8 protein-coding genes are annotated in these 8,735 nt (G+C 51.2%); 5 read left to right on the top strand and 3 right to left on the bottom strand.

What is annotated here, in order from left to right; all coding sequences use genetic code 11:
• Positions 1 to 194 precede the first annotated feature (194 nt).
• Positions 195 to 1,517 carry a radical SAM/SPASM domain-containing protein gene (locus tag Dpoa2040_RS01620; RefSeq protein WP_042871857.1) on the bottom strand — a complete coding sequence of 441 codons (1,323 nt, stop codon included), beginning with the start codon at positions 1,515 to 1,517 and terminating at the stop codon, positions 195 to 197.
• Between the two features lie 17 nt (positions 1,518 to 1,534).
• Positions 1,535 to 2,335, bottom strand: coding sequence for a hypothetical protein (locus Dpoa2040_RS01615; protein ID WP_168640057.1), 801 nt, complete (start codon positions 2,333 to 2,335; stop codon positions 1,535 to 1,537).
• Between the two features lie 657 nt (positions 2,336 to 2,992).
• On the opposite strand from Dpoa2040_RS01615, the gene Dpoa2040_RS01610 reads away from it, so the two are divergent.
• Together Dpoa2040_RS01610 and fepB are read left to right on the top strand one after the other, a co-directional pair.
• Positions 2,993 to 3,802 carry a 5'-nucleotidase, lipoprotein e(P4) family gene (locus Dpoa2040_RS01610; protein WP_168640056.1) on the top strand — a complete coding sequence of 270 codons (810 nt, stop codon included), beginning with the start codon at positions 2,993 to 2,995 and terminating at the stop codon, positions 3,800 to 3,802.
• Positions 3,803 to 4,013: 211 nt separating this feature from the next.
• On the top strand, positions 4,014 to 5,087 hold the full coding sequence (fepB, locus tag Dpoa2040_RS01605) for a Fe2+-enterobactin ABC transporter substrate-binding protein (protein ID WP_168640055.1): 1,074 nt from the start codon (positions 4,014 to 4,016) through the stop codon (positions 5,085 to 5,087).
• Between the two features lie 21 nt (positions 5,088 to 5,108).
• On the opposite strand, the gene entS is transcribed toward fepB, so the two are convergent.
• Positions 5,109 to 6,389 (bottom strand): enterobactin transporter EntS, encoded by a 1,281-nt coding sequence (entS, locus tag Dpoa2040_RS01600; RefSeq protein ID WP_168640054.1) that lies wholly within the window; start codon positions 6,387 to 6,389, stop codon positions 5,109 to 5,111.
• Between the two features lie 38 nt (positions 6,390 to 6,427).
• On the opposite strand from entS, the gene Dpoa2040_RS18465 reads away from it, so the two are divergent.
• From Dpoa2040_RS18465 to fepG, 3 genes are read left to right on the top strand one after another with little or no spacing between them, the layout of a single operon-like run.
• Positions 6,428 to 6,556 (top strand): hypothetical protein, encoded by a 129-nt coding sequence (locus Dpoa2040_RS18465; protein WP_256376373.1) that lies wholly within the window; start codon positions 6,428 to 6,430, stop codon positions 6,554 to 6,556.
• A gap of 33 nt (positions 6,557 to 6,589) precedes the next feature.
• A complete protein-coding gene (gene fepD / locus Dpoa2040_RS01595) occupies positions 6,590 to 7,666 on the top strand; it encodes a Fe(3+)-siderophore ABC transporter permease (RefSeq protein ID WP_128569761.1) in 1,077 nt (358 codons plus the stop codon).
• 10 nt (positions 7,667 to 7,676) lie between these two features.
• Positions 7,677 to 8,711 carry an iron-enterobactin ABC transporter permease gene (fepG, locus tag Dpoa2040_RS01590; RefSeq protein WP_042871870.1) on the top strand — a complete coding sequence of 345 codons (1,035 nt, stop codon included), beginning with the start codon at positions 7,677 to 7,679 and terminating at the stop codon, positions 8,709 to 8,711.
• The last annotated feature ends 24 nt before the right edge of the window (positions 8,712 to 8,735 follow it).

Below are 8,735 nucleotides of genomic sequence, written 5' to 3'. Positions count from 1 at the left end.
TCCACCACCGATTCCAATTCCACCGCCTCGGCAGCATAGAAACTCAAAATTACCTTCTTCATCCTCAGGGTTAGTTGAAATAAAGGTAATTTCAACATCCTCATCTTCAAAATTCACACTATTTTCGCCATTATGCAATTTCGAATCAAAAATCATATTACTCTCCTTTGATTGGAAAAAACACTACGCACACATCATTCCGCCAGAGATTGCTGAACACCAAACTTAAGCAATTCTCTAGTGATATGACATATCGGACCATGCTCGGCGATACCATTTTTATCGTAACGAGCAGATAAGCATCCTGATGCACAACTCCATCTGGCAAAACATTGAGAACAATCACTAAAAGAAGTATTGTTGATTTGTCTTAAGGCATTTATTTTATTGATATCAAATTTAAAATTGTCATTACTGAACCTTCCAACGTGAAATAGATCATAACCTTCATTTTCACTTCTACTATATCTATGGCAACCAGCTACTTCACCTTTAGGAGTAACAGCAAATTCGACATTACAAAAACGCCCACCTCTACGATCAACATTTCTTATTAGCTTATTAGTTACATTGATACCATTTTCTTTTCCCAGAAAATACGCCTTTTTAAACTGGTCTATAAACTCTTGTTGTTTAGGCTTTGACAGTTCGCTATCTGTAGCTCTCCCAATTTCAGCCATTGGTTCCATTCGAACTTCTTTAGCTGATGTATTAGCTATTATATACTCAACCATTTCGACCAATCGGCCTGTTGATTCACTCGACAGTGTTGTCCTGAAATGATAAGGCACACCGTACTTGGTTAATAAATCACTTGTTCTGAGGACTGCTTTTTGTGAACTTTTCCCGTTAGGAAAAGAGCGATTTAATTGAAGGTCGGGTAAGACATCAAATGATAAGGTTACAAAATCAACGTTATTTTTAAGCCACTTTGCTTTTTCATCATTAATTAAAACGCCGTTAGTTATCAGCCTGATATAAGTATTAACCCCAGCCTCGTCAGCTTTATACTTGATGTAATTATTTATCCATACAATCAATTCCCACTCAGTTGTAGGCTCACCCCCACCAAGATATCGAAATTCTGCGGTGCGACTTGAAATTGACTTTGCATTCTCAATAGCAGTATCAACGGCTTTTTTAGCTATTGCTTTGCTCATTGCTTCACTCTTCTCTCCTGTAGCCCTGGCATAGCAATAGCTACAAGCCAGATTACAAGTTTCTGTCAGAAGCAACGTGGCTTCGAATGGCTTAAACTCCTCAAGATCGTCTATTACAGGTAGCTCTTTTACATGTTCACCGATGACATTCCAGTCAGACAGTTTTTTGATAATAGGATGCCTTTGATCTTCAATACTCAATTCTTGATGATTAGCAAGCTTTTCAAGTACTGGTAATGAGGTTTTACGACTCTTAAATGCTATACCTCGTAGCGGCAGATGAGAATATATGAGCCCATCATCTCCTTCAAAATAATACATAGGTGTATTTAATACTTTATGATCTGACGAACTCATAACTCACCTCATCTGTTCTATAGTATTAACATTTTCACTTTCTCTTTGATATGATCATCTAATTTAATGTCGAGAGTTTCTCCTGCATCAAGAAAACCCGAATGTCTTTTATTAAGTAATCTATGTAAGTGATAATGCGATGGTTTCTTAACAAGGAGTAAATTCATTCTATCGGGAAACTCAACACCACAGTGTCTTGTTTCATTAGCATATGTTTTTGAAACTAATGCTGATCCTTTATATTTCAAACCTAATTTTTTCTTCCAAACCCTAATGTGAGGGTTAATTAGTGTCCTGCCATATATGTTCTTCAATAACTTTGAATTTACAACATACGATGACAGTGAATTTAAGGTATAGCACTCTGTCATAACCGCTTCATAGGCACCGCAATCTTTGCAGATTTTCGCATAAAAAGCTGAATCGTATATATCATCCGCATCATGTTGCATGACCCAATCAACATCTTTTTTATAAATCATCTCCAAAGCATCATTACGCGCTGATACCTGATCATATCCTCCATCACTCAGTGAGATTTCATAACCAGAACCGTAATCGCCACATGCGATAATCAATTTATCTACTGAACTTCCTAAAAAATTCAAAGATAAAAGTTTTCGATCTACGGTTTCTCTGTCCGTTATGAGGATGAGGATATGTGAAACATATTCTGAACATGCTGCAATTGAGAGTGTATGGAGAGCAAGTTGCAGCTCATCACTACTTACCGTACAATAAATCCCTATAGAAGAAGTTGTTCTATGATGATAATCATCAAAATTTCCGTCATTACTATTGAAAATCTGATTGCTCATTACACACCTCAGTGAAAGTCAAAGAAGCTAACTAATGAGTGTGGGTGAAATAACAATCTCAACTTAGCACTGCTTTTACGAACTTTAATCATGAGAAACGTTTCAATTTAGGTTATTTCTGTATACTTTTACCAACCAATTGTTAAATATCAGATAGGGTTAATAGCTGATTAAACACACCAATCCAGAACAAAAATAAAAATAACAATATAAAAATGGAATATTCGACCACAAGCTTTCGTCTATTTTTAAAGTTTAAAATACTTCCGTTCATTATTCAGCAACATTAACTAATACCTGCACACTCATACTGAATTATGGCAATAAAAATTTATATATCCGTCATATTTCAAGTTGCAGGTGCAGAGCTTATATTCTGCAAGCATTTATCACGTTAGATAACTGCAACCGCATGACATGATAGGAAGTTTAGGCTTTATCTTAGTTCAGGAGTCAGCCCCTCTTTGAACGATTAGCTCAGGTAGTTTCAGTAGAGCAAGTCGCTGTTGTTGCAGTTCGCCAGCCACATACTTATGTAAAAAAGTGCGAACAAACAAAACAAGTGTATTTACTCGCCACGCTATTCCTGCTTCGATACTTCACTGCACCACTATCCTCGGCTACCTTGCGCAGCCCATAAAATAACAAGGAAACCCCATGAAAAAGCTGACTTTCAGTGCCAGTGCCTTGATGGTAATGCTGGCGCTAACCGGTTGCAGCACTCCCCGGACTCAGGATGCTCAGACAACGCTCTCCAACCAATCGGTACTGGCGCTGAACTGGTTCCAGCAGTCGGGTGAATATCAGGCATTGTGTTATCAGGCATTCAACACCGCTCGCGTGGCATTTGATGCCGCACCGGTCACTGCCGGTAAGAAAAAAGTTGTCGTCGTTGATCTGGACGAAACCATGCTGGACAACAGCGCCTACAGCGGCTGGCAAGCCAAAGCACATCAACCATTCAGCCAAACCAGTTGGAACCGCTGGTCCCATGCCCGTCAGGCGCTTGCCGTACCCGGTGCGGTGGAGTTTGCTCGTTATGTGAATAGTCATGGCGGGCAAGTGTTTTATGTCTCAAACCGGCTGGAGAGCGAAGCGACGGATACCCGTGAAAACATGCTCAAACTCGGCTTCCCGGATGTGAACAGCCAGACACTGTGGCTGAGCAAAGGGCTCAGCAACAAGCAAGCCCGCTTTGATGAAATCAGCGCGAAAGGCAACCAGATCGTGCTGTATGTCGGTGATAACCTCAATGATTTCGGCACAGCAACGTACCACAAACAGAATGATGAACGTCGTGCCTTCGTCAGTGCGAACCGGGCAAAATTCGGCACACAGTTCATCGTCTTACCTAACCCGCTGTACGGCGACTGGGAAAGCGGCCTTAGCAGTAACTACAATGCTCTGACGCCGGAACAAAAGTTGCAGATCCGCAGCCAGCAGATCCGCGCCTGGAACGGACAGTAATCATCGTCGTCGGCCAACAAGAACAACGGGGCATCATCTGCCCCGCTGTTTATCCGCAAAAGTCGCGCCAGGATGGGTACTCCCTGCCCAGGTTGACCGATAATCTCACCGCATTAACCGTAATATCATTGATGATTTAACGGACCATGTTGTTTATGAGACGCATTATCGATAACCTTGCAGCACGTTTTCATGCTCGACAGGTAATCGAATGATGGGATCAGGCAGGCACGCAACGGGCGTGCTCTCAGGGAATAAGAAGAACTGTGGTATGCGGTGGTTGTTAGGTTTGCGGTGGATAGCAGGTTTGCTGGCGATGCTGCTGCTCGCTGGCTGCGATAACGTCGCCTCAACGGCGCACCCCCAGCCTACGTTGGCTTCTTCTTCAACGGGCTGGCCGCGCACGATAGCAACGCCAAAAGGACCGGTCACGCTCACTCGCCCACCACAGCGCATCGTTTCTACCAGCGTGACCATCAGCGGTACCCTGCTGGCGATTAACGCACCGCTGGTCGGCTCCGGCGCTACCAGCCCCAATACCATCGTGGCCGACGAACAGGGATTCTTTCGCCAGTGGAGCGCAGAAGCGAAAGCGCGCGGCGTCAAACCGCTCTACATTACCGAACCCAATGCGGAAGCCATTGCCACCGCCGCGCCGGATATGATCATCATTGCCGCGACCGGCGGCGACTCCGCACTGAAACTGTATGAACAGCTTTCCGTCATCGCGCCGACGCTGGTGGTGGATTACGGTGATAAAAGCTGGCAGCAGCTGGCGGACTATCTGGGTAAAGCTGTTGGTCACGAAACCGAGGCCCGGCAGGTGATTGAACGTTTCGAACAACGGGTGCAGAAGGTGAAGCAGACGATTCAGTTGCCGCCACAACCGGTATCGGCGCTGGTGTATTACGAAGATGGCCGCGGGGTCAATCTGTGGACCCGCTCGTCCGCACAAGGGCAATTGCTCTCAGAGCTGGGCTTCCAGTTGGCGTCGTTGCCGGATAATCTGCCGACCGAAACCCGGATGGGAAAACGGCAGGATATCGTGCAGATTTCCGGCGAAAATATGGCCAGCAGCCTTAACGGCCAGTCATTGCTGCTGTTCGCCAATGACGACGATACCGTTAAGCGAGTCATCGCCAACCCATTCCTCAGTCATCTGGAACCGGTCATGCAACACCGCATCTGGGCGATGGGTCCGGATACCTTCAGGCTCGATTACTACAGTGCCAGCAACATGCTGACCAAAATCGAACAGCGCTTCCGTCAGCCAGCGTCTGGCTGACGGAGGCCTTCTCCAGCGGCGTTACCCTTCGTGCACTACGTCGCTGGTCTGCTCTTCTTCCGGCGCGGCTGCCGGTTCGCCAAAACGGCACTGACGCAGCGGACGCACCAGCAACGCCATCACGCTACCCAGCAATGCTGCTGCCGTACCAAAAGCCAGAATACTGGTCGCAGGCGCCAGCAGCTTGCCCATAATGCCCAGAATCAGTGCCCCGACTGAATCACCAGTGACATCCTGCGCCGTTCCCAGACTATTGACTCGTCCCAGCAGATGATCCGGCGTATGGCTCTGGATCAGGGTGAACTGTAATAAGGACGTGATGGCGTTGAAATAGCCATAACAGACCAACGCCAGCAGCGCAGGCAATAAATGGCTGAACAGCCCCAGCGACCCCACAGCCAGAAACGCACCTGTCGCGCACCCCAGCAGGATGTATCCTGGTCGCTGCACGCCCGATACCCAACCGCTGGTAAACGCGCCCAACATCGCGCCCAGCGGCACCGCAGAATACATCAACCCCACCGCCGACGGCCCGGCATGATAAGCATCACCCGCCAGCGCCGGGAACAGAACCCGCATTGCCCCGACTATGCTGACCAGCATACCCAGCAGCACCACGCAACCCACCACCGGATGCGTACAAACGAAACGCACCCCGCCAGCCAGCGCCTGCAAAGGGTGCTCCGGCTCGCTCGGCGCGGGCTTCATTGCCGGTAGCCGCACCAGCGGGATCAAGGTCGCCAGCGTTCCGGCGGCAGCAACGGCAAAGTTCCAGCCCACCCCACCCGCGACAATAATCACGCCGCCCAGCGCCGGCGATAAAATGGCTCCCAGTCGCACCGTCAGCATGGTCAGCGCCCCGGCAGCAGGTAAGTTTTCACGCCCGACCAGCAATGGGATGACTGCCATCAGGGCGGTCATGCCAAGTGCGCCGAAAAAGCCGTCCCAGGCAGCCAGCACGTAGAGCGCCAGCAATGACGGCGAGCCGGAAAATGCATTCAGACTCAGCGCCACGAAACCTAGTCCGCAGGTGCCACGGGCAAATAAAATCAGTTTGCGACGATCAAAGCGGTCCGCCAGTACCCCGCCCAACATCAGCCCGATAAACATGCCGATGCCATCCAGCGCCACCGCCATCCCGACCTGCAACGTAGAACCGGTCATTGCCTGAATCTGCACCGGCACGCCGACGGTCAACATACCGAGTGCAAACACCGATAACATGCGGGCCACAAAAATGGCGCGAAAATGCGCATTCTGCTTGAGCAAACTGAAATCAAGAAAAAAAGAAGATTTAGCCATGAGGTTGGTTGAATTCCTGTTCTTAATGAAAATGCGGTATGGGTCGCACAGTGCCGCTGCCATTCGCGGACTGCCAGAATTCCACATCGGGCAAGGCGCGGCGCAGTAAAATGGCGCTAACCCGGCTTCAGGTCAATGTCTTTGCCGAAACCCGTATGTTACCCTAGTCATGCCACAATATTAATGATAATAATAATCATATGCATTTTTTAATAAAGCCATTCTTATCAATGCGTCCACATCTTCCCGGTCAGGCAAGCATACCTGCCGGCTTGCCGCGCGTGCGGCTATCGTTAACAGGCCGACGTATCGCCGGTGTTATTCCCTGCCTGCTACTGCTTGCCTTGATCTGTCTCGCCAGCCTGATGCTGGGCGCGCACGCTATCGCACCGGAAGTCGTCTGGCATAGTCTGGTCGGCACTCTGCAAGGCCCGGATAGCATCATCGTTTTACAGGCTCGTCTGCCGCGTACTCTGGCGGGCATTCTGGTGGGAATGGCGTTGGGTGCCGCCGGCGCGGTGATGCAGGCGCTGACCCGCAATCCGCTGGCTGACCCCGGTATTCTCGGCGTCAATGCCGGTGCCAGCTTCGCCATCGTGCTCGGCATCAGCGTCTTCGGCATTACCGGTATAGCCTCGTGGCTGGGTTTCGCCTGGCTCGGCGTACTGGCAGCCAGCCTGATGGTGTGGATCATCGGCACACTGAGTGGTGGGCGGGTCAACCCGATACGCCTGACGCTGGCTGGCGTAGCACTGAGTGCGGTGTTGTCGGGCTTTACTTCGTCACTGTCGCTGCTCAACCCGCAGGCGTTTGATCAGTTGCGCTTATGGGAAGCCGGTACGCTGGATATCCGCTCGCTGAGCAACGTTGCCTGGGTGACGCCCACCGTGCTGCTGGGCTGCGCACTGGCTTTTCTTTCCGCCCGTTCGCTGAATACGCTCAGCATGGGGGAAGATCTCGCCACCGCACTCGGCACCCATGTTGCGTTGATCCGCATGATGGCGATGCTGTCGGTAATGCTGTTGTGTGGTTCCGCCACCGCGCTGGCTGGCCCGATTGGGTTCGTCGGTCTGATGATTCCCCACATCGCGCGCGGTTGGGCCGGTCCTGATCAACGCTGGATTCTGATCTATTCGCTGCTGTTCGCGCCGATACTGCTGCTCTGCGCCGATATTATTGGTCGTCTGCTGGTGCCGGGTGAACTGCGGGTTTCCATCGTCACCGCCTTTATCGGCGCGCCGGTTCTGATCTGGCTGGTGCGCCAGCGCAAGTCTTAGGAAACACGCTATGTCTACCCGAACCCTGTTCCTGCGCGCGCCCGGCGGCTTGATGAGCGGCCAGTTGCCATTGCGTGCACTGTGGATCAACCTGTCGCTGCTGCTGGGCAGCGCTGTGCTGCTGACGCTGGCAGTCAGCCTCGGCACCCTGCCGCTGTCGGCGCTCACGGTATGGCAGGCACTGGCCGGCCACGGCGACGCCAGCACCGTTACCGTGGTAACCCAATGGCGCGCCCCACGGGCGGTGGTGGCGTTACTACTCGGTGCCGGGCTTGGCGTCAGCGGTGCGATTTTCCAGTCACTGACCCGCAACCCGCTGGGCAGCCCGGACGTGGTTGGTTTCAATACCGGCGCTTATACCGGCGCGCTGGTCACGATCATTGTGCTGCACGGCAGCTACTACCAGATTGCAGGCGGCGCAGTGCTCGGCGGTCTGGCAACCGCGCTACTGGTCTACCTGCTGGCGTGGCGACGGGGAATCAGCGGCTTTCGGCTGATCATCGTCGGTATCGCGGTCAGTGCGGTACTGTCGGCGTTCAACACCTGGCTAATGATCACCGGCGCGCTGGAAACGGTGATGACCGCCGCGCTGTGGGGCGCAGGCTCGCTGAACGGTATGACCTGGGCCAAAGCAACACCCGCGCTGTTGTTGATTCCACTGACACTGCTGGCAGCGTTGCTGCTGATCCGGCGATTGCAACTGCTGGAAATGGGCGACGACAGCGCCAGAGCGCTGGGCGTTAACGCGGAAACCAGTCGATTGTGGCTGATGCTGTGCGGCATCGTGCTGATTGCGGTAGTGACCGCCAGTGCCGGGCCGATTTCCTTTATCGCACTGGCCGCGCCGCAGATAGCACGCCGTCTGACCCGCGCCAGCACCATGCCGTTATGCGCTGCGGCGCTGGTGGGAGGGCTGCTGTTGCTGGCCGCCGATATTGTCGCCCAGCATCTGTTTACTGGCCGACAGTTACCGGTCGGCTCGGTAACGATCAGTATCGGCGGGTTGTATCTAATCTGGCTGCTGATTCGTGAATCGCGTCGGTAATCAGCACTGTTAATTTGTCTGTAA

Origin of the sequence: Dickeya sp. CFBP 2040, from assembly GCF_012273755.1 — a bacterium.
Taxonomy (GTDB): domain Bacteria; phylum Pseudomonadota; class Gammaproteobacteria; order Enterobacterales; family Enterobacteriaceae; genus Dickeya; species Dickeya poaceiphila.
The sequence above is the reverse complement of the archived record's forward strand: the minus strand, read 5'-3'. Positions and strand labels throughout refer to the sequence as shown.

What these genes read in the sequence shown, in the direction of transcription:
- Dpoa2040_RS01620 (WP_042871857.1), bottom strand. Translation starts at nt 1,517, where the DNA reads ATGAGTTCGTCAGATCATAAAGTATTAAATACACCTATGTATTATTTT.
- Dpoa2040_RS01615 (WP_168640057.1), bottom strand. Translation starts at nt 2,335, where the DNA reads ATGAGCAATCAGATTTTCAATAGTAATGACGGAAATTTTGATGATTAT.
- Dpoa2040_RS01610 (WP_168640056.1), top strand. Translation starts at nt 2,993, where the DNA reads ATGAAAAAGCTGACTTTCAGTGCCAGTGCCTTGATGGTAATGCTGGCG.
- fepB (WP_168640055.1), top strand. Translation starts at nt 4,014, where the DNA reads ATGATGGGATCAGGCAGGCACGCAACGGGCGTGCTCTCAGGGAATAAG.
- entS (WP_168640054.1), bottom strand. Translation starts at nt 6,389, where the DNA reads ATGGCTAAATCTTCTTTTTTTCTTGATTTCAGTTTGCTCAAGCAGAAT.
- Dpoa2040_RS18465 (WP_256376373.1), top strand. Translation starts at nt 6,428, where the DNA reads ATGGGTCGCACAGTGCCGCTGCCATTCGCGGACTGCCAGAATTCCACA.
- fepD (WP_128569761.1), top strand. Translation starts at nt 6,590, where the DNA reads ATGCATTTTTTAATAAAGCCATTCTTATCAATGCGTCCACATCTTCCC.
- fepG (WP_042871870.1), top strand. Translation starts at nt 7,677, where the DNA reads ATGTCTACCCGAACCCTGTTCCTGCGCGCGCCCGGCGGCTTGATGAGC.